The sequence below is a fragment of the Rubrivivax gelatinosus genome (genome assembly GCF_016583785.1).
Classification (GTDB): Bacteria; Pseudomonadota; Gammaproteobacteria; order Burkholderiales; family Burkholderiaceae_C; genus Rubrivivax; species Rubrivivax gelatinosus_B.
In genome coordinates this window covers 1-22408 of sequence record NZ_NRRU01000088.1, presented here as the reverse complement: position 1 = coordinate 22408, position 22408 = coordinate 1, and the positions used below count along the sequence as shown (strand labels likewise).

The window sequence follows — 22408 nt, the reverse complement described above, 5'->3', positions numbered from 1 at the left end:
GGGCGACGGCGCGGCGGGCGCGCTGCCCCAGCCCGTCCAGCCCGGCAGCGATGCGCTGCTCGCGTTCGACCAGGCTGCGGGTGGCAGCCTCGATGCGGGCGTCCAGTTCGTCTTCAGGCGGCGGCACCTTGCGCCTCCCCGGTGGGCTGCGCCGGCGTGCGTGCCGCACCGGGCACGAGGTGGCGGCGCGTGCCCGGCAAGGCCAGTTGCGGCAGCAGCGAGCGCACCCGCGCCAGCGCCAGCAGGGCCGCTGCCAGGTTGGCCGCCAGCACCAGCAGCAGCGCCGGTGCCCAGTGCAGGCCGGCCTCCAGCAGCGCCAGCGTGATGCCGGCCCACAGCGCCAGCCAGGCGGTGACGCCCAGCACCGCGGCGGCGACGATCAGCGCGACGATCTGCGCCAGCGCGCGCCCGGCGCGCTGCAGTTCCAGCGCGAACAGCTCGACGCGGTCGCCGATCAGGCCGGGCAGCTCGGCCAGCACCGACTGCAGCGTCTCGAACCAGCCTTCGTGTGCCGGCGGCGTGTCCGTATCCATCGGCGCTTCAGCGCGTCAGGCGCGCGATCAGCACGCCGACGGCCAGCGCCGTCGCCACCGCGGCGATCGGGTGCTGGCGCACGGTATCGCGCAGGCCATCGGTCCAGTTCTCCCCCAGGCCGCGCAGTTCGTCGGCCTTGGCCTGCACGCGTTCGCCAGCGTCCTGGGCGCCGTCGTGCAGCTGGCGCAGGCGCGGCGCGGCCTGCTCGGCGATGCGGTCTATGCCGTCGTGTGCGCCCTGCACGACACGCTGCAGCAGCTCGTCGGCGGGGTTGGGCGCGGGGGCGGGTGCGTCGGTGGTCGCGGGGCTGTGCTCGGGCGGGGTGGTGCTCATGGTCGGGCTCCTGTGAAGAGGGGCGCGGCCAGCAGCCGCGCTTGGGTTGTACATCGGCCGGCACGACACGCCGGCGAACCGCTCGAGCCTACCCGGCGTTCATTCGCCCCTCGGTCGGCGGGCACACCGGGCGGTGCGCTCCGGTGCCTGCCGGCCGCCTGCTGGTGGAACTACCTAATCTAGTCCTCTAGAGGACTGGATAGACTGCCGGCATGCCTTCGAATCCCTCGCGCCTTGCCCTGGTGCAGCCCGAACCGGGCCAGAGCCGTTACGCCGCGCTCGCCGCGGCGCTGCGCCAGCGCGTGGTCGACGGCGAATGGCCGCCGGGCACGGCGCTGCCGGCCGAGACCAGCCTGGCCGCCGAACACGGCGTCGCGCTCGGCACGCTGCGGCGCGCGCTCGAGCTGCTGGCCGAGCAGGGGCTGATCGAGCGCCGCCACGGCCGCGGCACCTTCGTGCGCGGCGGCATCTCGGGCGCGCCGATGCTGCGCTTCTTCCGCTTCGGCGAGGGCGACGGCGAGCTGCCGCAGTCGCGCATCCTGTCGCGCCAGCAGGTGCTGGCGTCGGCCGAGGTCGCGCGCCGTCTCGGCGTCGCCCGCGGTGACCCGGTGCTGCGCCTGCATCGGCTGCGCTCGCTGGGCGGGCAGCCGCGGCTGTTCGAGGAGATCTGGCTGCCGCTGCCGCTGTTCGAGGCGCTGGCGTCGCTGCCGGCGGCCGACTGGGGCAGCCTGCTGTACCCCTTCTTCGTCGAGCGCTGCGGCGTCGCCGTGGCCCGCGTCAGCGACGAGATCGGCTTCGCGCCGCTGGCCGCGGCGCACGCACGCTGGCTGGAACTCGCCGCCGGCCACCCCGGCGTCGCCGTCACGCGCCAGGCCTATGACCTGGCCGGCCGCTGCGTCGAGCTGCGCGTCACGCACGGCGACGCCTACGCCTTCCACTACAGCGTCACCATCACCTAGGAAAGCTGCCGATGCCCCTCGAACACCCGACCCGCCGCGGCTTTCTCGGCGCCTCGGCGGCCTGCGCCGCGAGCTTCTCGCTGCCGGCCTTCGCCGCGGCCGGCATCGCCGGCGGCAAGACGATCACGCTGGTGGTGTCCTACCCGGCCGGCGGCGGTGCCGACGCGATGGCGCGGCTGGTCGCGCCCAAGCTCGCCGCCGCGCTCGGCCAGCCGGTCATCGTCGAGAACCGCCCCGGCGGCAGCGGCACCATTGCCGCCGGGCAGGTGGCGCGGGCCGAGCCCGACGGCGCGACGCTGCTGCTCGACGCCTCCTCGTTCGCGGTCAACCCGGCGCTGTTCCCCAAGCTGCCCTACGACAACGAGAAGTCCTTCGTGCCGATCGCGGTGATCGCCCAGTTCCCGAACGTGCTGGTGTGCACGCCGGGTTTCGAGGCGCGCTCGGTGGCCGACGTCGTGCGCCTGGCGCGCGCCCGGCCCGGCGCCATCGCCTATGCGTCCTCGGGCAACGGCTCGGCCCAGCACCTGGCCGGCGCGCTGTTCGAGCAGATCGCCCAGGTCCAGCTGACTCACGTGCCCTACCGCGGCGGCGGCCCGGCGCTCAACGACGTGATGGGCGGCCAGGTGCCGCTGTTCTTCGCCAACGTGGCCTCGTCGCTGGGGCTGATCCAGTCGGGCCGGCTGCGGCCGCTGGCGGTGACGGCGGCGCTGCGCTGCCGCGCGCTGCCCGATGTGCCGACGATGGCCCAGGCCGGCGTGCCGGGGCACGAGGTGCTGGAGTGGAACCCGATCCTGGCGCCCGCCGGGCTGGCGCCGGCGGTGCGCGACAAGCTCGTCGCCGCGTTCGCGCGCACGATGGCCGACCCCGAGGTGCTGGGCCGCGTGCGCAGCCTGGGCGGCGACGTCTTCAGCGGCTCGCCGGCCACCTTCCTGAAGGCGCAGCAGACGCTGTGGGCGCGTGTCGTCAAGGAGCGGGGCATCACCCGTGACTGAGCCCGGCGCCGCCGGCTGGGACTGCCACGTGCACGTCTTCGACGCCGCGCAGCCCGTGCCCGGCGGCCACTACCGGCCGGTGGACCGGCCGCTGGCCGAGATCGAGGCGCTGGCCCAGGCCCACGGCGTCGGCCACCTGGTGCTGGTGCAGCCCAGCGTCTACGGCCGCGACAACACGCTGCTGCTGCGGGCGCTGGCCCAGGCGCCGGGGCGCCACCGCGGCGTCGTCGTGCTCGGCGACGAGGTGGACGACGCCGAACTCGACACGATGCATGCGCTGGGCGTGCGCGGGTTGCGCTTCAACCTGGTGTCGCCGGTCGGCGAGCGCCGGGCGCCGGCCGCGCGCCTGGCGGCGCTGGCGCCGCGGCTGCACCGCCGCGGCTGGCATGTGCAGTGGTACGCGGGCGCCGCCGATCTGCCCGAACTCGCCGCGCTGCACCGCGGCCCGGGCCCGGCCTGCGTGCTCGACCACCTCGCCGGCCTGGGCACGCGCGTCGGCGACGAGGGCCCGGCATGGCGCGCCGTCGAGGAACTCGCGGCGCAGGGCGCCTGGATCAAGCTCTCGGGCTGGTACCGGCTCGACGCCGAGCCGCCGTACGCCGCGCTGGTGCCGCGCATCCGACGGCTGGCGCGGTTGTTCGGCGAGCGCATGGTCTGGGCGTCGGACTGGCCGCACACCAGCTTCGAGCCCGGGGCGCTGCCCACCTACGAGTCGACCTGGTGGCCGGTGGTCGAGGCGCTGGGCGCCGACGCCGCCGAGGCGCTGCGGCGGCGGCGGCCGGCGATCTACGACTGAAGCCGACGCCGGTGGACGTGCCGACCGGCATGGCGGCCCGTGCTGCGGCGCTCAGGGCAGCCCGAGCGTCTTCATGAACGCTTCCACCTGCTCGGTGTAGCGCGTGTCCTTGCCCAGTTCGGCGTTGATGCCGCCGTGGTTGAAGTCGATCGGCAGCACCTGCACGCGGGCGCCGGTGGCCTGAACCTTGGCGGCGAAACGGTCGGCCTGGCCGCAGCTCTCCTGGCGCCGCGCCGAACACACCAGCAGCATCGGCCGCGGCGTGCCGGCCAGGCGGTGGTAGGGCGAGTTCTGCTGCCATACCGCGCGGTCCTTGCCGAAGACGCGGTCGTAGAAGCGGTAGTGCTGGCCTTCCATGATCTGCACGACGTCGAGCGCGGCGCTGTCCAGCGCCACCGTGCCCAGCCAGGGGCGGGCGCCGCGGCGTTCGGCGATGCGGCCGTCGGCGGCCAGCAGCGCCACCAGGTGGGCGCCGGCCGAGTGCCCCATCAGCAGCACACGTTCGGGGTCGCCGCCCCAGCCGGCGGCCTTCTGCTGCACGAAGGCCAGCGCGCGCGCGACGTCGTCGGCCTGCTTCAGCGGGTCGGGTGCCTGGCGGTCCATGCGGTAGTTGGTCGAGACCACGATCCAGCCGCGCGGCAGCCAGCGTGCGACCTTGGCCGCGGCGACGGCCTGGTTGGCCTTGTCGCCCACCATCCAGGCGCCGCCGTGCACCATCAGCAGCACCGGGTGGCGTTCGCCGGACGCGGCCGGCAGGTAGACGTCGAGTTTCTGCGCCGGGTCCTCGCCGTAGGCGAGGTTGAGTTCGGAGCGCGCGCCGGCCGGCAGCACGACGCCGGCGCGGCTGTTGTCGTCGCGTTCCAGTTCGTTGTCGCCCTCGGGCTGGCCGCGCAGGCGCCGCACCAGGCCCATCATCAGGCCTGCACCCTCGGCCTGCGCCGCGCCGGCGGCAGCGCCCAGCAGCAGCGCCAGCAGCGCGCGCCGGCCCGGGGCGGCGCCAGGAATCAGGGGACGCTGGCGCAGGAAACGGCGGGCTCGAGCAGGCATCGGCGGCGTGTCAGTCAGGGGATGACGCATTCTGGCCGAGCGTTTCGTGACGCCGTTGCAGGGGGTTCGTAAAGAAGTGTGGTCGGCGCCCACCCAGGGGGGCGCGCCGCCGCTCAGGCCGAACCGACGCCGCGCCAGCGCGCGATCGCGTGCGCCGCCATGCCGCGTGCGAGTTCGGTCTCGCCGACGAAGACGCGGGCGACGCCGGCCGACTGCAGCAGGTCGTCGGCGTCGGCACCGGCCGAGCGCGCGACGATCTCGATCGAGGGCCGCAGCGCGATCGCGGTCTCGGAGACCTTGCGCACGTCGAAGGTGTCGGGCGTGGCGATCAGCAGCACGCTGGCACGCGCAACGTGGGCCTGCACCAGCACCGTCGGGTCGGAGGCGTCACCCCAGACCGCGTGTTCGCCGGCCTGGCGCAGCGCCTCGATGCGTTCGCGGTTGTGGTCGACGACGACGTAGGGCACGCCGGCGTCGCGCAGGCGCTCGACGACGGCAGCGCCGACACGGCCGTGGCCGACGACGACGATCAGGCCTTCGAGCCGGCGCGTGTCGACCGAGTCGGGCAGCGCGGCCAGCGGGTCGTCGCGCGCCTCGAAGCGCCGCAGCGCGGGCGACTTCAGCCGCATCCAGGCCATCGCCGGCTCGATCGCGGCGAACAGCAGCGGGTTGGCGGCGATCGAGATCAGCGCCGCCGCCAGCACCAGGCTGTTGCCTTCGGGCGGCAGCACGCCGAGCACGACGCCCAGGCCGGCGAGGATGAACGAGAACTCGCCGATCTGCGCCAGGCTGGCGCCCACCGTCATCGCGCTGCCCAGCGGGTAGCGGAAGGCGAGCACGAGCGCGATCGCCGCCAGTGTCTTGCCGATCATCACGATGGCGACCACCGCGAGCACACGCAACGGCTCGTCGACCAGGATCGCCGGGTCGAAGAGCATGCCCACCGAGACGAAAAACAGCACCGAGAACGCGTCGCGCAGCGGCAGCGACTCGTCGGCGGCGCGGTGCGCGAACTCCGACTCGCGCATCATCATCCCGGCGAAAAAGGCGCCGAGCGCGAACGAGACGTCGAACAGCTTGGCCGAGCCGTAGGCCACGCCGAGCGCGGCGGCGACGACGCACAGCGTGAACAGCTCGCGCGAGTTGGTGCGCGCGGCCAGCCACAGCAGCCGCGGCAGCAGCCGCCGGCCCACCAGCAGCATCAGCGCGACGAAACCGCCGACCTTGGCCAGCGTCCACATCAGCGTTTCGCCGAGCTCCTCGCCGACCGGCGTCTGCCCGTCCAGCAGCGCCGCCAGCGGCGGCAGCAGCACCAGCGCCAGCACCATCACCAGGTCTTCGACGACGAGCCAGCCGACGGCGATGCGGCCGTTGACGGTGTCGACCTGGCCGCGGGCCTCGAGCGCACGCAGCAGCACGACGGTGCTCGCGACCGACAGCGCCAGGCCGAAGACCAGCGCCGCCGACGGGCGCCAGCCCCAGTACAGCGCGGTGGCCGCACCCATGGTCGTGGCGACGGCGATCTGCAGGATGGCACCCGGCACCGCGATGCGCCGCACCGCGAGCAGGTCGCCGAGCGAGAAGTGCAGGCCGACGCCGAACATCAGCAGCATCACGCCGATCTCGGCCAGCTGGCCGGCGAGGGCGACGTCGGCGACGAAACCCGGCGTCGCCGGGCCGATCGCGATGCCGGCGAGCAGATAGCCCACCAGCGGCGGCATCTTCAGCCGCACCGCGGCGAAGCCGAAGACGAGCGCCAGGCCGAAACCCGTGGCGATCGTCGCGATCAGCGAGGTCTCGTGCGGCATGCGGCGAGTCTATCGACCGGCTGGCATCGATTGCCCATACCCGGGGGCAGGGCGGGGATCAGGCGGGCGTCGTGGCCTGCAGCCCGCGGAAGTACGCGTCGACCAGGGCCTCGCCGGTGCCGACGAGGTCGAAGGCCTGGGTGTCGAGCATCCAGTTGTGCAGCAGGCCGTCGAGGAGCGCATGCAGGCCGAGGGCCGCGGTCACCGCCGGCAGCGCCAGGCGGATGTGGCCGGCGGCCTGGGCACGTTCGAAGATCGCCGCCAGCTGCTGGATGCGGTCGACGAGGCAGGCGATGCGGCGCTCGCGCACGCCTTTCATCTCGTCGACGTATTCGACCTTGTGCAGCGCGATCTCGAGCACGCGCCGGGCCTGCCCGTCGTCGACCGCGGCGCGCAGCGCACCCATCGTCGCCTGCCGCACCTGGAGCAGCGGCTCGGTGATATCGGGGTCGCCGGCGCGCAGCATCTCGGTTTCCAGCGGCAGCACGACGCGGTCCATCATCGCCTCGAAGAGCGCGCCTTTGTCACGGAAATGCCAGTAGATTGCGCCGCGGGTCACGCCGGCGGTGCGCGCGATGTCCTCCAGCGAGGTGCCGGACACGCCATGATCCTGGAACTCGCTCTCGGCGGCGTCCAGGATTCGGCTGCGGGTCGCCTCGGCTTCCTCTTTGGTTCGTCGTGCCATCGCTTAAGGCGCCAGAAAAACATACATCCGCGATTGTATGTATAGTCCGGCGCCTTGGCCCACGGGTTGCTCCGTCTGGTCGTTCGGGATGTGGTCATCACCACCCCGGTTATCGAAGAAGAAAGGTTTTCCGCATGTCCTCGACGCGTCGTGTCGTGAAGTCGCCGGGCCGCGCGCTCGCGTGGCCGCTGCTTCTGGCCGTGCCGGCCGCCGTGATGCTCGCCGCCTGCTCCAAGCAGGATCCGGCACAGGGCGCCGGCCAGGCCCCGCCGCCGCCTGAAGTGGGCGTCATCACCGCCGCGGTGCAGAACGTGCCCGTGGTCACCGAACTGCCGGGCCGCACCGAAGCCTCGCGCATCGCCCAGGTGCGGGCGCGTGCCGCCGGCATCCTGGTCGAGCGCCGCTTCACCGAGGGCAGCGACGTCAAGGCCGGCCAGGTGCTGTTCCGCATCGACGCCGCACCCTATGAAGCCAGCCAGGCCAGCGCGCGTGCCCAGCTGGCACGTGCCGAAGCCACGCTGGCGCAGGCGCGGGCCCAGGCCCAGCGCTACGAGCCGCTGGTCAAGGCCAACGCGATCAGCCAGCAGGACTACATCGACGCCGTCGCCACCGCCAAGGCGGCCGAGGCCGACGTCGCCGCCGCGCAGGCGGCGCTGCAGACCGCCGGCATCAACCTCGGCTACGCGACCGTGACGGCGCCGATCTCGGGCCGCATCGGCCGCGCGCTGGTCACCGAAGGTGCACTCGTCGGCCAGGGCGAAGTCACCCAGCTGGCAACCGTGCAGCAGATCGACCCGATGTACGTCAACTTCACGCAGCCGGTGGCCGACGTGATGCGGCTGCGCCAGGCAATCGCCGGCGGCAAGTTCAAGGGCGCCGGCGGCACCGTGCCGGTGCGGGTGCTGCTCGACGACGGCTCGGTCTACCCGGTGGCCGGCAAGCTGCTGTTCTCGGACCTGACGGTCGACGAGACCACCGGCCAGATCACGCTGCGCGCCGAACTGCCCAACCCCAAGGGCACGCTGCTGCCGGGCATGTACGTGCGCGTGCGGCTGGAGCAGGCGCAGGCCTCCGACGCCATCCTCGTGCCGCAGCAGGCGGTGACGCGCAGCAACCAGGGCGACACCGTGCTGGTGGTGGCGCCGGACGGCAAGTTCGCGCCGCGCCAGGTGAAGATCGCCTCCGGCCGCGACGGCCAGTGGGTGGTGCTCGACGGCCTGGCAGCCGGCGACAAGGTGATCACAGACGGCTTCCAGAAGCTGCGCGGCGCGACCACCGTGCGCCCGGTGCCGTGGAGCCCGGGCGGCGCGGCCTCGCAGCCCGCCGGCGCGGCCGCGTCGGCCCCTGCCGCCGCACCGGCTTCGGCGCCCGCGGCTTCGGCCCCGGCCAAGGCCTGAGGGGCGTCTAGATGGCCAGATTCTTCATCGACCGCCCCGTCTTCGCGTGGGTGATCGCGCTGTTCATCGTCGTCTTCGGCGGTGTCGCGATCACGCAGCTGCCGGTGGCGCAGTACCCGACGGTGGCGCCGCCGTCCATCGTCGTCCAGACCACCTACCCCGGCGCCTCGGCGCAGACGCTGGAAGACAGCGTGCTGAGCGTCATCGAGCGCGAGATGAACGGCTCGCCGGGCCTGATCTACATGGAGTCGGTGGCCCAGGCCGACGGCTCCGGCTCGATCACGCTCAGCTTCGAGCCGGGCACCAGCCCCGAACTCGCCCAGGTCGACGTGCAGAACCGCCTGAGCCGCGCGACGCCGCGGCTGCCGCAGGCGGTGACGCAGCAGGGCGTGCGCGTCGACAAGTCGCGCTCGAACTTCCTGCTCTTCACGATCCTGTCCTCGGACAACCCGGACTACGACCCGGTGGCGCTGGGCGACTACGCGTCGCGCAACGTGCTGCCCGAACTGCAGCGGGTGCCCGGCGTCGGCCAGGCCCAGCTCTTCGGCACCGAGCGCGCGATGCGCATCTGGATCGACCCGGCCAAGCTCGTCGGCTACAAGCTGTCGACCGCCGACGTCACCGCGGCGATCTCGGCGCAGAACGCGCAGGTCGCCTCGGGCACGATCGGTGACCGGCCGAACGTGCCGGGTCAGCCGATCTTCGCCACCGTCGTCGTCGACGGCCAGCTGAGGACGGTCGAGCAGTTCGGCAACATCGTGCTGCGCGCCAACGCCGACGGCTCGGCGGTGCGGCTCAAGGACGTTGCGCGGGTCGAGCTCGGCGCCCAGGCCTACGCCACCCAGGCGCGGCTCAACGGCAAGGCCTCGACCGGCATCGGCGTGCAGCTCTCGCCTTCGGGCAACGCGATGGCCACCGCCAAGGCGGTCAAGCAGCGCATCGAGGAGCTCTCGCGCTACTTCCCGCCGGGCGTGAAGGCGTCGATCCCGTACGACAGCTCGAAGTTCGTCGACATCTCGATCAAGCAGGTCGTCGAGACGCTGGTCGAGGCGGTGTTCCTCGTGTTCCTGGTGATGTTCCTGTTCCTGCAGAACATCCGCTACACGATCATCCCGACGCTGGTGGTGCCGATCTCGCTGCTGGGTACCTTCGCGGTGCTGCTGGGGCTGGGCTTCTCGATCAACGTGCTGACGATGTTCGGCATGGTGCTCGTGATCGGCATCGTCGTCGACGACGCCATCGTCGTCATCGAGAACGTCGAACGCATCATGAGCACCGAGGGCCTGTCGCCACGCGAGGCGACACGCAAGGCCATGAGCCAGATCTCGGGCGCGATCGTCGGCGTCACCGTCGTGCTGGTCTCGGTGTTCGTGCCGCTGGCCTTCTTCAGCGGTGCGGTCGGCAACATCTACCGCCAGTTCTCGGCGGTGATGGTGGCCTCGATCCTGTTCTCGGCCTTCATGGCGCTGTCGTTCACGCCGGCGCTGTGCGCGACCTTCCTGAAGCCGGTCGAAGCCGGCCACCACATGGAGAAGGGCGGCTTCTTCGGCTGGTTCAACCGCGGCTTCGCGCGCACCGCGCGCGGCTACGAAGGCCGTGTCGCCTGGGTGCTGCGTCGCGGCGGGCGCATGCTGATAATCTACGCCGCGATCGGCGGCGCGCTGGTGCTGTTCATGGCGCGCCTGCCGACCTCGTTCCTGCCGAACGAGGACCAGGGCACGATGATCGTCAACGTGCAGCTGCCGCCGGGCGCCACCACCGAGCGCACCAGCGAGGTGATGACCGAGGTCGAGAACTTCATGCTCAAGCAGCCCGAGGTCAACAGCATGGTCAGCGTGCTGGGCTTCAGCTTCTCGGGCAGCGGCCAGAACGCGGCGCTGGGTTTCGTGACGCTCAAGGACTGGAAGGACCGCGACCTGAAGGGCGATGGTTCGGCGCAGGCGCTGGTCGGACGTGCGTTCGGCGCGCTCTCGCAGATCCGCGACGCCTTCATCTTCCCGGTGAACCCGCCGCCTATCCCCGAACTGGGCACGGCCAGCGGCTTCGCGTTCCGGCTGCAGGACCGCGGCGGCAACGGCCACGAGGCGCTGATCGCGGCGCGCAACCAGGTGCTCTACATGGCCTCGCAGAGCAAGGTGCTTGCCGGCGTGCGCCCCGAGGGCCTGGAAGACGCGCCGCAGCTCAAGCTCAACATCGACCGCAACAAGGCGGCGGCGCTGGGCGTGGGCTTCGCGGCGATCAACAGCGCGCTGTCGACCTCGCTCGGTTCGTCCTACGTCAACGACTTCCCGAACAGCGGCCGCATGCAGCGTGTCGTCGTCCAGGCCGATGCGCCCGCGCGCATGCAGCCCGACGACCTGATGCGCATCAACGCGCTCAACAGCGCCGGCAAGCCGGTGCCGCTGTCGGCGTTCACGACCACCGAGTGGATCACCGGCCCGATGCAGACCGTGCGCTACAACGGCTACCCGGCGGTGCGCATCGCCGGCGCCGCGGCGCCGGGCTACAGCACCGGCGACGCGATGGCCGAGATGGAGCGCCTGGCCGGCCAGCTGCCGCCCGGGTTCGCCTACGAATGGACCGGCACCTCGCGCGAGGAAAAGCTCTCGGGCTCGACTGCGACCATCCTGTTCGTGTTCTCGCTGATGGCGGTGTTCCTGTGCCTGGCGGCGCTGTACGAGAGCTGGTCGATCCCGCTGTCGGTCATCCTGGTGGTGCCGCTGGGCATCGTCGGCGTGGCCTTGGCGACCTTGCTGCGCGGCTTCGAGAACGACGTGTACTTCAAGGTCGGCCTGATCACGATCATCGGCCTGTCGGCGAAGAACGCGGTGCTGATCATCGAGTTCGCGAAGGACCTGCACGCGCAGGGCAAGACGCTGGTGGAGTCGGCGCTGGAGGCGGCGCACCTGCGCTTCCGCCCGATCATCATGACCTCGATGGCCTTCATCCTGGGCGTGCTGCCGCTGGCGATCTCGCGCGGCGCGGGCTCGGCGAGCCAGAACGCGATCGGCACCGGCGTGATGGGCGGCATGCTGACGGCGACGCTGCTGTCGGTGTTCTTCACGCCGCTGTTCTTCGTCATGGTGCGCAAGTTCTTCAAGGGCAGCGAACGCCAGCGCCGCATGTACGCACACGAGTCCGACGAGGGCGCGAAGCCCGCGGCCAACGAGGAGAAGAAGTGATGGGCGCGCGTCGTCTGTTCCCGGCCCTGACGCTGGTCGCCGCGGCGGTGCTCGCCGGCTGCGGCACGCTGGCGCCCGACTACCAGCGCCCGGCCGCTCCGGTGGCCGAGGCCTTCCCCGACGCCGGTGCGGCGTCGTCGGCCGCCACCACGGCCGCGGCCGATCTGCCCTGGCAGCAGTTCTTCCGCGACGAGCGGCTCAAGGCGCTGGTCGGCATCGCGCTGGCCAACAATCGCGACCTGCGCGTGGCGGTGCTCAACATCGAGCAGGCGCGGGCGCAGTACCGCGTGCAGCGTGCCGACCTGTTCCCGACCGTCGGTGTCGGCGTCAGCGGCGACCGCGTGTCGACCGACACCAGCATCAATAGCACCTACCAGGCCGGCCTGGCGGTGTCGAGCTACGAGCTCGACCTGTTCGGCCGCGTGCGCAGCCTGAAGGACGCCGCGCTCGCCAGCTACCTGGCGACCGAGGAGGCGCGCAAGTCGGTGCAGATCAGCCTGATCGCGTCGGTGGCCACCGGCTACCTGGCGCTGCAGGCCGACGACGAGCTGCTGCGCGTGACGCGCGAGACGCTGGCCACGCGCGCCGAATCGCTGAAGCTGACGCAGCTGCGTTTCGACGTCGGCGCCTCGTCGCAGCTGGATCTGCGCCAGTCGCAGTCGCTGTACGAAGCCGCGCGTGCGACGCAGGCGCAGCTGGTGCGCCAGCGCGCGCAGGACGAGAACGCGCTCGTGCTGCTGCTGGGCCAGCCGATGCCGGCGGACCTGCCGGCGGGGATCGCGCTGGCCGAGCAGAGTGCGCTGCCGGAGCTGCCGGCCGGGCTGCCGTCGCAGGTGCTGGTGCGCCGGCCCGACGTGCTGCAGGCCGAGCAGCAGCTGATCGCGGCCAACGCCCAGATCGGCGCCGCGCGTGCGGCCTTCTTCCCGCAGATCACGCTGACGGCGACCGCCGGCAGCGCGAGCAGCGAGCTGAGCGGTCTGTTCAAGAGCGGCAGCACCGGCTGGACCTTCATGCCGCAGCTGCTGCTGCCGATCTTCGACGCCGGCCGCAACCGCGCCAATCTCGACTCGGCCAACGCCGGGCGCGACATCGCCGTCGCGCAGTACGAGAAGGCGCTGCAGTCGGCGTTCCGCGAGGTCGCCGACGCGCTCGCCGGGCGTGCGACGCTGGGCGAACAGCTGGCCGCGCTGCAGGCCCAGGTGCGCGCCGAGCAGGGCCGCTTCGAGCTGGCTGACCTGCGCTACCGCAACGGCGCCGCCAGCTACCTGGACGTGCTCGACGCGCAGCGCTCGCTGTTCTCGGCGCAGCAGACCGAGGTGCAGGTGCGGGCGCTGCACGCCCAGAACCTGGTCTCGCTGTACCGCGTGCTCGGTGGCGGCTGGCGCGACGGCGATACCGCGGCCGTGGCCGATACCGGGGCGACCCCGTCGCGGTGATGCCGGGGGGCTGATGTCGGTGCGCTGAGTCCGGCGCGCTGACTCGGCGCGCTGACTTTGGCGCGCCGATATCGGGCGCTGACCCCGGCGCGTTGAGATCGGCTGCCGGTGTCGGCTGCGACCTGGGGCCACCAGTTGGGGCCGCAGATGCCGGCGTCGGGCTTAGTCCGCAAGGCCCGCGGCAGGGCCGGCTGCAACTGCTGGCCGCAGCTGCTGGCCGCAGCTGCCGCCGCCCGTGCTGGCCGCGTTTGCGGCCGACGTGAACTCAGCCGCCGCTGTCGCCGGCGCGGCGCGTCAGGTCCAGCGCCTGTTCCAGCCGCGCCAGCGTGCTGTCCTCGGCCAGCACCTCGCGCAACCAGGCGTGCAGCGGCAGCTCTGCCCAACGAGCTGCCTTGTCGGCGAGGTAAGCCGCCGGGTTGTGCGGTTCGACCCGGTGGAAATACGAAGCGACCGCACGCAGCTGCGCGATCGCTTCGGCGCGCCCGGCCGGCCCGGTGCAAGCGAGGTATTCGGCGGTCGTGCCGCAGCCGGCGGTGGCGGCTGCCGCTGTGCCGATTCCGGGGCTGTGGCCGGTGCCGCGATCGGTGCCGGCTTCTGTGGCGGTTCCAGTGCCCGCGTTCGTGTACGCGATCGTTCCGGTGCCGGTGCTGGTGCCGTTTGCCGGGTGCTCCATCAGGGCGAGGTCTGCCGGCGTGCCATCGGCGGCGCGGTGTCGTGCGGCAACGGGTGGTCCGTTGTCCGGACTCGGCCGGGCCTGAACGCCGGTCGCCAATGTCGGCGTGCCGTGTCCGGCGACCGTGCTGCACGCAGCCTGCACGTCGTTCGGCCCCGGTGTCGTGACGGCGACAGCGTCGACACCTGCGAGGCGCTTGAGCTCGGCCGTCGCCTGTTCCAACGCTTCTCCGGCGGCGGCGAACGAAGGTGAATGGGCTCCCAGTTCGCGATCGCAGACTGCCTGCAGGCGCCCGAGTGCGGCCAGCGCGCGCTCCATCGCCGCCGCATGCTCGGTGAAGGCTGCCGGTCCGGCCGCGGCCACCGCGGCCAGCACGCCGGCCGGTGCCGCCGCGCCGTTCGGGACGACCGTGGCGCCGCCGACGTCGGCACCGCCATCGGCATCGGGGCGGCGCCGTGCGGCCGCGATGTCGGCCAGTGCGATCGGGCGGCGTCCCAGCTGCAGCAGGGGCGCACTCCCGGCCAGCGAGGCGCTGCGCGCCAGCAGCCAGCGCAGCGCGCCGACGCGCGCATCGGCCTCGTCGTCGTCGGCGCGTGGATGCAGGCCCGGCCACCAGCGTTCACACAAGGCCGCGGCCAGTTCCAGCCCGTCCGCCAGCCCCGCCGGGCCCTGCGTGTGCGCCGCCGCTTCGGCCCACCAGCCGGCCAGGCGCAGGTCTTTGCTGCGGCTGCGCAGCAAGGCCTCGGTATCGCGCATCACCGCGGGCCAGTCGGCCTGCCGCGGCGGCCGCCGCCACTCGCCCTGGGCGAGCGCGGGATCTTCCTCTTCGCGCAAGCGGGCGATCGTGTCGAAGTCCGGGCTGAACACCAGGTCGGGCCCGCAGTCGGCCAGGCCGGGCAGGGCTGCGCAGAGGTCGGCTGTCGGCATCGTCGTCTCGGGGCGTCAGTGGGTTCGGGGCCGGGTGCCGCCGGCGGTTCAGTCGAGCAGGCGCACGCGGATGCGCCGGTTGCGTGCCCGGCCCTCGGGCGTGCTGTCGTCGGCCACCGGTTCGTCGGGGCCGACGCCGCGTGCGCCGATGCGTCGCCCGGCCAGCCCCTCCTGCGCCAGCAGGTGTGTGCGCACGGACTCGGCGCGGGCCTGCGACAGCACGAGGTTGGCCTCGCGCGCACCGGCGGCGTCGCTGTGGCCGACGATCTCCAGGCGCCGCGGGGCGGTGCGCCGCAGCAGCGGCAACAGGCCGTCCAGCACCCGGCGGCCGGCCGGCGTCAGTTCGGCACTCGCCGGCTCGAACTCGACGCGTTGCGCCGCCAGCATCGCGTCGAGCGCCGGCTGCAGCGGCTCGGCCAGCCGCAGCTCGGCGTGCACCGCCCAGCCCTGGGGCGCCTCGACTAGGGCCGCGGCAACACGCCGGCGTTCGGCCTCGTTCGCCACCTCGCCTTCGAGCCGCAGCTCGCGACCGCGCAGTTCCAGGCGCCCGGCATGCACGCCGAGCAGCGCCGGCGTCAACCAGCGCTGCAACTGCAGCACCCAGCCCGCCGGCACGGCCTGGGCGCCGACGCCGAGGCGGTCGTCGACCCGATCGCCACCGAAGACCTCGCGTGTGCGCGCCAGCACGGCCTGGCGTGTCGCATCGTCGGCGACCAGGCCTTGCACGACGACGATGCGGGCGTCGGCAGGGGCGCTTGAGCCTGAACCTGAGCTTGGGCCAGGGCCAGAGCCCGAGCCCGCGCCCGCGCGGGAGCCGGGGCCGGCTCTGGTGCCGTTGGCGGCGGCAGTCGCCGTGGTGCTGGCGGCCGCTACCGCAACGGTTCCTGCGGTTGCGGCTGCCATCCGCGCCGGCGTCGGTGCCGGGCGGGCAGCTGGCGATGCGAATGCCAGCACCAAGGCCAGGCTGGTCGCGAAAGCGCTCGCCGGCGAGAAGGGCGACCGGCGGCGAGTCATCGTGTGTCGGCGGCGAAAGCCTCGCGCCAGCTGGCGCCGGCCAGTGCGAGCGACATCGCGTCGTGTTCCAGGTAGCTGGCGAGCCTGTGCGTGCGCTCGTCGCGCGCCGCCACCGCGGCCGCCCAGGCGGGCGCCGTGAGGTCGACGAAGCGCTCCGCGCCCAGCTGCGGGTCCCAGAGCGCCTGCAGCGCCCTCGGCGTCGCGCCGGCAAGGCCGACCAGCAGCCGGGGAGCTTCGCCATCGGCCGGCTGCGGGCACATCAGCAGCCATTCGTGCCCGGCGGCGGCGAGCGCGTCGGCGATGAGGCCGGTCCACCAGGCCCCGACCAAGGCCTGGGCCATCGGGTCCTGCGGCAGCGGCAGCGACAGTCCGCGTGCCGGTTCCGCGGCGCCGCGCTCGGCCACGGGCTGCAGCAAAGCCCCGAGCCCGAGCAAGGCCCGGCTCAGATCGACCTGGGCATGGGCGGCACGCAGCTGGGCTTCGAGCCCGGCGACGGTCTGCAGCGCGGCATGGTCGGCACAGAGCGCGTCGTAATCTGACGGCGCCGGGGCGTGCAGCGTGCCGAGTTCGTGTTCGGTGGCCGACAGCAGCGAGCCGCCCGCCGCGCCGGCTCGGCGGCAGGCGTCGGCGCAGCGGCGCCAGACCCGCGCGAACACCAGCGGAGCACGGGCCAGGCGCAGGCGCGGCAGCACGGTGTCGCAGCGCACGGCGGCGACGAAGGGGAAGCGCCGGCCCGAAGCGTCTGCGCTGGGCCGCAGGTGGCCGGCGATCGCCGTCGGCGAGCCGGCGGCCAGGACTGCGAAGTGCAGCGCCGGTGCGCGGTCGTAGAGCAGCTTCCAGTGGGGATCGCCGGCGGCACCGTCGAGTGCCGCGCTGACCCAGCGGTCTATCCACCCGCTCAGCCCATGCGCGCCCGTGCCATGCACGAAGTCGGGCTGCGAAGGCAGTTTGCCGAAACAGGCTGCCTGCGACGGCGCCGTCTGCGTGCGGCTCAGCAAGCTGCTCATCGCGCCGGCTCCTGCAGCGCCGCCAGCGTCGGCGCCGGTGTTGCGGGACGGCTGGCGGGCGCCTGCGCCGGCGGGTCGACGCCGGCGATCTCGGCCGGCAGCCGCAGGCCGCGCAGCGTGCTGGCCGCTCGCGCCTCGACCGGCCCGCGCACGATCCGAAGCTGCAGCCGCAGCTGCAGCCCGTCGCGTGTCCACGCGAGTTCGCTGCTGCCGTCGGGCAGGCGGGTGCGCGTGGCGAGTTCGAAGGCGCGGTCCAGGCCGAAGGTGCCAGGGGCGTCGACGAAGCCGATGCGGGCGCCGTCGACCGTCGTGCCGCTGATGCGCACGCCCGGGGCGCCACCGTCGTGGGGCCAGACGAAGTCGCTCCAGGTGGCGGCGGCGTTGCGGTAGCGCAGCGTCTGGCCGTCGATCTGCACCGTGTACTCGGCCAGCCCGGCGGCCGCGAGCGGCTTGAGCTGGAAGGCTGTCGTGGCCGCGGCGGTGCTGCCCGGTGCCGTGCTGCCGGCGGCGAGCCAGCCTTCCAGGCCCTCGCGGAAGGCGGGCCGCAGGCGCAGCCCGAGCTCGCCCCATGTCCTGGACTGCAGGCCGTCGCTGCGGCGCACGACGAAGGGGGCCAGCATGCCGTCGGCGAAACGTGCGATGGCTCCGGCCGGGCCGAAGAGCTGTGCGATCTCGTCGCCCGCCGCTTCGACACGGGCCGATGGGTCGAACGGATACCGGGAGCGCAGCGTGCGTTCGTACGGCGTGCGCACCTGAGCCTGCCACGCCCGGTTGAGGTCGGCCTCGGCCGGCGGCAGCAGCACCGCGAAGGTCTGGAGCAGCGGCCGCACCAGCATCGGCCGCAGTGCCGCTCGCGCGGCCGGCGTGCTGCCGGCGAACATCTCGTCGACCAGCCGCAGCGCCGCGCCCAGTTCGGACTCGGGGCTGTCGGACAGCGTGGCCGCCAGCAGTTCGCGGGCTCCGGGGCCGGGCTCACCCTGCTGGTTGATCGCCTGCACCCGGGTGCGCAGCCGCGCCAGCGCCTGCAGGTAGCGAGCGAACGGCGACGGTCCGTCGCCGGTCTGCAGCCAGCGGGCGACGGGCTCGAAGCCCTCCGCCAGCGTGCCGGACGCCGGGCGGCTTGCGGCCGGCTCCGCGGGCGCGGCGTCGTCGGCCCGGTGCAGCAGTGCACCGCGCAACCAGACGAGCACGCCGGATGCCGGCGCGGCCGCCGGCTGCGCCGTGTCGCCGGCACGGTCCCAGGACGTCTGCCGGTGCAGCGTCTGCACGATGCGCAGCAGCGGCGAGCGCGCCGGGTCGGCGAGGCGGTCCAGGCCGGCCGCTGCCTCGTCCAGGTTGCCGAAGGGGGCCGGGCTCACGCCCTGGGCGAAGCCGAGCCAGGCGCGGGCGTAGTCGAGGCGGTAACGCTCGGTCAGCGTCCGGCGGATCTGGTCCGGGCTGCCGGCCAGCGAGAGGTCTTCGTCCGTGCTCGTCTCGAGCACCCAGTCTTGGCGCAGCAGCGCGCCGTTGGCGGCCTCACGGATCGTCGGTTCGACCCATTGCTGCCAGGCTTCGTGGGTGAACGTGCCCGGCACCCATTCGCTGCCGGCGATGATTGCCGCGGCCTGCCCGTCGACGGCGAGCAGGGCGGCCACCGTCACCGGCGCAAAACGGGTGGCCGCGCGCGCCCGGATCTCGGCGTAGACACGATCTTCGGCCGGCCTTGCCTGGTGCAGCGTGCGCAGCTGCTGCCTGGCTTCGTCGACGAGGCTGGGGCGGGTGCGGATCGTGGGGAAGGCCGGATCGCCGGCACGGGCCAGAGCAAAGGCGGCGATCGACTGCGCCTTCTGCAGCAGCTCGTCGTCGTTCAGCGCGCCGCGCCGTTCGTCCAGCCAGCCGCGCCAGTGGCGGGTCATCTGGTCCTTCAGGTGCGCCGGCTCGCGGCGCGTCGGCTCGGCGAGCATCAGGTAGGCCTTCAGCGCGTTGTAGGCGGCTTCGGCGTCCGCTGCCGGCGTGACGACGAAGCGCGACGGGCGGCGCCCGGGCGGCTCATCCGCGACTGCGACCGCGATGGCGGACGCGGGCAGCACGGTGCCGGCGGGTGGGGCGAGGGGCCTGGACAGCGCCCGCTCCAGGGCCGGCCGCCCAGGGTTCGCAGCCGGCTCGGTGTCGGCCCCGCCGTCTGCGTGGGCCCGCGCACCGGCTGCCACGAAGGCGGCGACCTGGCGCTCCAGCGCTTCGGCCACCGGCAGCACCAGCAGCGAGCGCACGCCGGCGAAGTACTCGTGCAGCAGCTTGTGCTCGAGCGGCGCGCGCTGGTCCAGTCCGAGGGCCGCGACCCAGCCGGCGCGCTGGCCGTGGGTGCCAAGGCGCTCCAGCGCGGCCTGCAGCCGCTCCAGCGCCTCGAGCCTGGCGCCGAGGTCGTCGCGGCCGCGCTGCAGTGCCGCCGCCTGGTCGAGCGCGGCGACGGCTTCGACGACGGCTCGGCGCTGGTCCAGATAGGCCAGGCTCCAGCCACCCAGTGCCGCACCGAGCGCGAACACGGCAAGGCCATAGCCGAGCGCCAGCCGGCGCCGGTGGCGGGTGCTGCCGGCCTGGCGCACGAGGCCGCGGTCGGCGAGCAGCACGCGTGTGAACAGCGAGCGCAGGAAGTAGCCGGTGTCGGCGTCTTCCGCTGCCGGTGCAGCATCGGCGGCGCCAGGGGGCAAGGCGAGCGCGAAGCGGCGCGCCAGGTCCTGCGTGGCGCGCTCGGGCTGCGCGCCGGTCTGCAGCGCGCTGGTGAGATAGAAGCCGCGCAGCAGCGGCCGCCACTGATACGGGTTGTCGTCGAACAGGGTGCTGATGAAGCTCGACAAGGCCGGCTTCAGCGCGGCGAACTCCAGCACGAAGCCGAGCGTGGCGGCCGGCGCCGCCGCCCCGCGTGCCGACGCCAGGCTCGCGATGGCGCGCTCGCGCAGGCCGCGCTGCAGTTCGTCGAAGGCCTCGCCGAAGCGCGCCGCCGCCTCGCCGCCGGCCGCCTGCGGCCGGTAGGGCAGCGTCGCACCCCAGACGCGCTCGCGTTCGGTGCCGTCGCTGTCGGCGAAGAACGCATCGAAGCCGGGCAACAGGTCGGCCTTGGTGAAGAGCACGTAGACCGGGGCCGCGACCTCCAGCCTTTCGGTCAGTTCCTGGACACGCGAGCGCAGGCTTCGTGCGAGTTCGACGACCTCGTCGCCGCGAGCCTGGCTCAGCTCGGCCAGGCTGGCGGCGACGATGATGCCGTCGATCGGTGCACGTGGCCGCGTGCGCCGCAACAGGCCGAGGAACTCGAACCACTCGCCGCGATCCTCGGTGCGCACCGCGTAACGCCCGGCGGTGTCGAGCAGGATGCCTTCGCTGGTGAGGAACCAGTCGCAGTCGCGTGTGCCGCCGACGCCGTGCAGCACGCGCCCGGTGTCGCCCTCCAAGGGGAAGCTCAGCCCGGAGTGCAGGATCGCGCTGCTCTTGCCGGCCGCGGGGTTGCCGATGACGATGTACCAGGGCAGTTCGTAGAGCGCGGCGGCGCCCCGCGCCTGGCCCAGCCGCGAGCGGCGGATCGTGCGCACCGCCGCTCGCAGCCGCTGCTGCAGCGCCTGCTCGTGTGCGTCCGCTGCCGGCCGTGGCAGCAAGCCGCGGTCGAGTGCATCGCCTTGGCGCCGGGCCTGGATGCGCTGCGTGACCACGACGGCGGCGGCCACGATGCCGACGCCCGCGGCTGCCGCGAGCGTCCAGCCGAGGCCGACCGTGCGGGCCATGAGCCAGACACCGGCGGCCAGCGCCAGCAGGGCGGCGGCCGTCAGGCTGCCGCGGCGCAGGTGTGCAAGCGCCGGCCTCATCGCCGTGCCTGCCGGATGTCGGCCATCGCGGCCCTCCGTTCCCCGGGACTGACCGGGGCTCCACGGGCCCGAGTCGGGCGGCGCCGGCCTCGGACGGCGCCAATGGCCCGCCGCATCAAACCGACCTGGGCTGTCCGGAACAGGCTGCTGTGCGCCATGGCTAGTCTCAGTTCGTCGTCGCCGACTGCGACGCGATCAGCTTGGCGCCGCAGGCGCAGCGGTCGCCTTCGCGGGCGGCAGGCAGGCCGTCGATCAGCAGCGCCGGGTCGCCACAGGCGATGCGGGTGAGGTGCCCGTGCCCTTTGCGCGGACAGCTGACGAGGTCGCCGACGCGGGCGATTGCGCGCCCGTGGCTGTCGGTTGCCGTGCCGCCTTCCAGCACGTTGCCGCCGTGGCTGGTGCGGTCGCCGACGACGATGTAGGGGCGATTCATGGGCTGATTCCGGGTAATCACGATGGCAGCGGTCAGCGTGCGGCGGCCATTGCGGCGGCCGGCACCGGTAATGGCGGATTGGCCGGCGGTGCTTGCATTTCGACATGACCGAGGTCACGAATGGATTTCCAGTCTCCACCCCATTCGAGGCCGAATGACTTCGCGATCTGGCCGTAATGAAGATAGGCCTGCCGGGTCCAGGGGTCGCGCTCCGAGACCAGCAGCCGGCCGTCGCGGCGGAATGCGACGTCGGCCGCCAGGCCGGCCTGGTGGCGGCTTTGGTCGGCGGCGGCCCGTGTCGTGGCTGGTCCCAGTGCCGCCAGCTGCGCCTGCCGCTGTGCGCTGCGATAACCCTCGAGCAGCACGAGCTCGTAGCCGTGGCGTTCGCGGGCGGTAGCGAACACCGCCAGCAGGCGCTGCCGGAACAGCGGATGCAGCAAATCCCAGTCGCGGTTGGCGTCGGCGGTGAACGGCCGCTCGCGCAACATGGATTCGGTGCGGAACAACGCCGGCGGCAGCGGCGCCGGCGCGACCAGGCGCTCGCCGGCCAGCAGTGCGGCCAGGTGGGCGTCGAAGGCGCGTGCCCGGGGCAGGGTGTCGGCGCTGGCGGACAGATGCTCGTGCAACAGCATCGCGGCGCTCGGCCCGGCGCCGACGACGGCTGCCGTCAGCAGTGCCAGCACACCGTGCCGCAGCGGCAGCGTGTCGGCGTCGAGGGCGGCGGCCAGTTCGACCTGCCAGCGGCTGGGCACCGATGGTTTGGGCGCGGCCGGCCGGAAGCGGCGCAGCGGCCCGAGCAGGCGGCCCGCGAGTTCGGCGCCGCGCTCGCGCCAGGACGGCAGGATGACCAGGCCCAGTACCAGGCTGACGACGCCGAAATAGGCCACGACGGCTGCAAGGACCACAGGGCTGGACATGGGAACCGCTCCGCGACGGCGAGGTCTATGGCCTCGGGACGCCGCAGTGTGCCGACGAGAAACAGGCTCACCATCCCCCGGCGGAGGGGCCCTTGTTCGGCGCCTCGTCAGAGGGACATTTGATGACGAATTGGATTGCCTGGGGCCATTAGCATGGTCGCCGGATTCGATCGACATTCGGCCTGAATTGCGTATCAGATGCCATGGCAGACCACCCGACGTCAACGTACCGCCGCCCGCCACCCTGCCTGTTCGAGACCTGTGGCGACACGCCGGCTGTCGGCCCCCGCCTGCGCGACATCGACGCGTCCGCGGCGTCGCCTCCCGCCCGCCCTGGCCGGCGCTGGCCTGTCGGCGCGCCGGTGGCGCTGGCCCTCGGCGTGCTGCTGCTCGGGGCGCTGGCAGCCGGCGCCCGCCCGGCGGTGCCCGGTGCCG

General features: G+C 73.2%; 18 protein-coding genes. 7 read left to right on the top strand and 11 right to left on the bottom strand.

From position 1 onward, the window contains the following. Nucleotides 1-113: 113 nt before the first annotated feature. Nucleotides 114-533 carry a phage holin family protein gene (locus CKO43_RS19725; protein WP_200379684.1) on the bottom strand — a complete coding sequence of 140 codons (420 nt, stop codon included), beginning with the start codon at nucleotides 531-533 and terminating at the stop codon, nucleotides 114-116. Between the two features lie 7 nt (nucleotides 534-540). Beyond that, nucleotides 541-867: a hypothetical protein gene (locus tag CKO43_RS19720; RefSeq protein ID WP_200379683.1), complete on the bottom strand. Its 327-nt coding sequence runs from the start codon at nucleotides 865-867 to the stop codon at nucleotides 541-543. A 212-nt stretch (nucleotides 868-1079) separates the two neighbouring features. On the opposite strand from CKO43_RS19720, the gene CKO43_RS19715 reads away from it, so the two are divergent. The 3 genes from CKO43_RS19715 to CKO43_RS19705 are packed head-to-tail and all read left to right on the top strand — an operon-like array spanning nucleotide 1080 to nucleotide 3614. Continuing rightward, nucleotides 1080-1826: a GntR family transcriptional regulator gene (locus tag CKO43_RS19715; protein ID WP_200379682.1), complete on the top strand. Its 747-nt coding sequence runs from the start codon at nucleotides 1080-1082 to the stop codon at nucleotides 1824-1826. Nucleotides 1827-1837: 11 nt separating this feature from the next. Next, a complete protein-coding gene (locus CKO43_RS19710) occupies nucleotides 1838-2818 on the top strand; it encodes a tripartite tricarboxylate transporter substrate binding protein (protein WP_200379681.1) in 981 nt (326 codons plus the stop codon). After that, nucleotides 2811-3614 (top strand): amidohydrolase family protein, encoded by an 804-nt coding sequence (locus tag CKO43_RS19705; RefSeq protein ID WP_200231590.1) that lies wholly within the window; start codon nucleotides 2811-2813, stop codon nucleotides 3612-3614. Before CKO43_RS19710 ends, CKO43_RS19705 begins: the two co-directional genes overlap by 8 nt. A gap of 51 nt (nucleotides 3615-3665) precedes the next feature. On the opposite strand, the gene CKO43_RS19700 is transcribed toward CKO43_RS19705, so the two are convergent. The 3 genes from CKO43_RS19700 to CKO43_RS19690 all read right to left on the bottom strand — a co-directional run bounded on the left by CKO43_RS19700 (nucleotide 3666) and on the right by CKO43_RS19690 (nucleotide 7154). After that, complete coding sequence (locus tag CKO43_RS19700) at nucleotides 3666-4661, bottom strand: alpha/beta hydrolase (RefSeq protein ID WP_200379680.1); 996 nt, start codon at nucleotides 4659-4661, stop codon at nucleotides 3666-3668. Nucleotides 4662-4774: 113 nt separating this feature from the next. Then, a complete protein-coding gene (locus CKO43_RS19695) occupies nucleotides 4775-6469 on the bottom strand; it encodes a cation:proton antiporter domain-containing protein (RefSeq protein ID WP_200231592.1) in 1695 nt (564 codons plus the stop codon). 58 nt (nucleotides 6470-6527) lie between these two features. Continuing rightward, nucleotides 6528-7154 (bottom strand): TetR family transcriptional regulator, encoded by a 627-nt coding sequence (locus CKO43_RS19690; RefSeq protein WP_200231593.1) that lies wholly within the window; start codon nucleotides 7152-7154, stop codon nucleotides 6528-6530. A 134-nt stretch (nucleotides 7155-7288) separates the two neighbouring features. Here CKO43_RS19690 and CKO43_RS19685 point away from each other — a divergent pair, with 134 nt between their 5' ends. The 3 genes from CKO43_RS19685 to CKO43_RS19675 are packed head-to-tail and all read left to right on the top strand — an operon-like array spanning nucleotide 7289 to nucleotide 13169. Beyond that, nucleotides 7289-8551, top strand: coding sequence for an efflux RND transporter periplasmic adaptor subunit (locus CKO43_RS19685; RefSeq protein WP_200379679.1), 1263 nt, complete (start codon nucleotides 7289-7291; stop codon nucleotides 8549-8551). An 11-nt stretch (nucleotides 8552-8562) separates the two neighbouring features. Further along, complete coding sequence (locus CKO43_RS19680) at nucleotides 8563-11733, top strand: efflux RND transporter permease subunit (protein ID WP_200231595.1); 3171 nt, start codon at nucleotides 8563-8565, stop codon at nucleotides 11731-11733. Further along, on the top strand, nucleotides 11733-13169 hold the full coding sequence (locus tag CKO43_RS19675) for an efflux transporter outer membrane subunit (protein ID WP_200231596.1): 1437 nt from the start codon (nucleotides 11733-11735) through the stop codon (nucleotides 13167-13169). The genes CKO43_RS19680 and CKO43_RS19675 overlap by 1 nt, the downstream gene beginning before the upstream one ends. A gap of 265 nt (nucleotides 13170-13434) precedes the next feature. Here the strand turns inward: CKO43_RS19675 and tssA are convergent, their stop codons facing one another. The 6 genes from tssA to CKO43_RS19645 all read right to left on the bottom strand — a co-directional run bounded on the left by tssA (nucleotide 13435) and on the right by CKO43_RS19645 (nucleotide 21973). Then, on the bottom strand, nucleotides 13435-14769 hold the full coding sequence (tssA, locus tag CKO43_RS19670) for a type VI secretion system protein TssA (protein WP_200231597.1): 1335 nt from the start codon (nucleotides 14767-14769) through the stop codon (nucleotides 13435-13437). A gap of 48 nt (nucleotides 14770-14817) precedes the next feature. Then, nucleotides 14818-15495, bottom strand: a complete 678-nt coding sequence (locus CKO43_RS19665; RefSeq protein ID WP_346014493.1) for an OmpA family protein — start codon at nucleotides 15493-15495, stop codon at nucleotides 14818-14820. 284 nt (nucleotides 15496-15779) lie between these two features. Next, nucleotides 15780-16790: a type VI secretion system-associated protein TagF gene (gene tagF / locus CKO43_RS19660; RefSeq protein WP_200379677.1), complete on the bottom strand. Its 1011-nt coding sequence runs from the start codon at nucleotides 16788-16790 to the stop codon at nucleotides 15780-15782. After that, a complete protein-coding gene (gene tssM, locus CKO43_RS19655) occupies nucleotides 16787-20623 on the bottom strand; it encodes a type VI secretion system membrane subunit TssM (protein ID WP_200379676.1) in 3837 nt (1278 codons plus the stop codon). Before tssM ends, tagF begins: the two co-directional genes overlap by 4 nt. Nucleotides 20624-20789: 166 nt before the next feature. Beyond that, nucleotides 20790-21056: a PAAR domain-containing protein gene (locus CKO43_RS19650; protein ID WP_200231600.1), complete on the bottom strand. Its 267-nt coding sequence runs from the start codon at nucleotides 21054-21056 to the stop codon at nucleotides 20790-20792. A gap of 32 nt (nucleotides 21057-21088) precedes the next feature. After that, nucleotides 21089-21973 carry a M15 family metallopeptidase gene (locus CKO43_RS19645; RefSeq protein WP_200231601.1) on the bottom strand — a complete coding sequence of 295 codons (885 nt, stop codon included), beginning with the start codon at nucleotides 21971-21973 and terminating at the stop codon, nucleotides 21089-21091. A gap of 203 nt (nucleotides 21974-22176) precedes the next feature. Between CKO43_RS19645 and CKO43_RS25665 the strand changes: the two genes are divergently transcribed. After that, nucleotides 22177-22408, top strand: a 232-nt coding sequence (locus CKO43_RS25665) for a hypothetical protein (protein ID WP_207185139.1), incomplete at its 3' end; no start/stop codon positions are given.

Excerpts from the sequence above, each read along its gene's own strand:
- CKO43_RS19685 (WP_200379679.1), top strand. The coding sequence starts at position 7,289 with ATGTCCTCGACGCGTCGTGTCGTGAAGTCGCCGGGCCGCGCGCTCGCG.
- tssM (WP_200379676.1), bottom strand. The coding sequence starts at position 20,623 with ATGAGGCCGGCGCTTGCACACCTGCGCCGCGGCAGCCTGACGGCCGCC.
- CKO43_RS19645 (WP_200231601.1), bottom strand. The coding sequence starts at position 21,973 with ATGTCCAGCCCTGTGGTCCTTGCAGCCGTCGTGGCCTATTTCGGCGTC.
- CKO43_RS19690 (WP_200231593.1), bottom strand. The coding sequence starts at position 7,154 with ATGGCACGACGAACCAAAGAGGAAGCCGAGGCGACCCGCAGCCGAATC.
- CKO43_RS19675 (WP_200231596.1), top strand. The coding sequence starts at position 11,733 with ATGGGCGCGCGTCGTCTGTTCCCGGCCCTGACGCTGGTCGCCGCGGCG.
- CKO43_RS19715 (WP_200379682.1), top strand. The coding sequence starts at position 1,080 with ATGCCTTCGAATCCCTCGCGCCTTGCCCTGGTGCAGCCCGAACCGGGC.
- CKO43_RS19695 (WP_200231592.1), bottom strand. The coding sequence starts at position 6,469 with ATGCCGCACGAGACCTCGCTGATCGCGACGATCGCCACGGGTTTCGGC.
- CKO43_RS19725 (WP_200379684.1), bottom strand. The coding sequence starts at position 533 with ATGGATACGGACACGCCGCCGGCACACGAAGGCTGGTTCGAGACGCTG.
- CKO43_RS19700 (WP_200379680.1), bottom strand. The coding sequence starts at position 4,661 with ATGCCTGCTCGAGCCCGCCGTTTCCTGCGCCAGCGTCCCCTGATTCCT.
- CKO43_RS19720 (WP_200379683.1), bottom strand. The coding sequence starts at position 867 with ATGAGCACCACCCCGCCCGAGCACAGCCCCGCGACCACCGACGCACCC.
- tssA (WP_200231597.1), bottom strand. The coding sequence starts at position 14,769 with ATGCCGACAGCCGACCTCTGCGCAGCCCTGCCCGGCCTGGCCGACTGC.
- CKO43_RS19650 (WP_200231600.1), bottom strand. The coding sequence starts at position 21,056 with ATGAATCGCCCCTACATCGTCGTCGGCGACCGCACCAGCCACGGCGGC.
- CKO43_RS19680 (WP_200231595.1), top strand. The coding sequence starts at position 8,563 with ATGGCCAGATTCTTCATCGACCGCCCCGTCTTCGCGTGGGTGATCGCG.
- CKO43_RS19710 (WP_200379681.1), top strand. The coding sequence starts at position 1,838 with ATGCCCCTCGAACACCCGACCCGCCGCGGCTTTCTCGGCGCCTCGGCG.
- tagF (WP_200379677.1), bottom strand. The coding sequence starts at position 16,790 with ATGAGCAGCTTGCTGAGCCGCACGCAGACGGCGCCGTCGCAGGCAGCC.